The organism is Psychrobacter sp. 1Y4 (assembly GCF_051847555.1).
The window spans coordinates 1-771 of record NZ_JBPYDE010000433.1; the positions used below are offsets into that span (position 1 = coordinate 1).

Below are 771 nucleotides of genomic sequence, written 5' to 3' on the forward strand. Positions count from 1 at the left end.
GTTGAAAGCGGCAACCAAGATAATTAAAAATAGTAGCAAGCCAACCATGGCTTTTTCCATTTGAATCGCACCAAACAGATTGCCGTGCGTTTGCGTCCAATCATTAGGATATAATTGTTCAGGTGCGATGGCTGCCGCTTTTTGTGACGCGATCGGCGCAGTGAAGATATCATTAAGCTTCATACGCACGCCTTGCGCCCCTTCTGGCAAACGCAGCAGTTTTGCTGCATCACCCATCGGGATGAACGCCATCAGACTGTCTACCTCTGGGCTGATGGTAAAAATGCCTGTCAAAGTAAAGCGCTTAAACCGTGGTATGACACCAGCTGGCGATGGCGATGCTTCTGGTAGCACTAGAGTCACTTTGTCCCCTATCTGCAAGCCCAGAGACTGAACCATCTCCTCACCCAATACAATGCTAAAGTCACCACTTTGCAAGGTATCAATACTGCCTTCGACCATATGATCATTAATGATAGAGACGTTTTTCTCATATTCGGGCTCAACGCCAGTCACCATAATCCCTGCGACCTGACCGTTTGATGTCAGCATCCCTTGCAATTGAATAAAGGGTGCGACAGCTGATACTTCTGGATCTTCTTTAATCTTATCAGCCAGTTGCTCCCAATCACCAATAATCTCCGTTGAGACCACCGTGGCTTGCGGCACCATGCCCAAAATACGGGTTTTTAATTCTCGATCAAAACCATTCATGACCGATAGCACCGTAATCAATACGGCAACCCCAAGTGTCAGACCAATCATTGAAAT

General features: G+C 46.8%; 1 protein-coding gene. It reads right to left on the reverse strand.

Annotated elements, in window-relative coordinates; all coding sequences use genetic code 11:
• Positions 1-771 (reverse strand): ABC transporter permease (locus ACS8FC_RS16790; protein ID WP_439297622.1); only part of this gene is annotated, 771 nt, incomplete at both ends.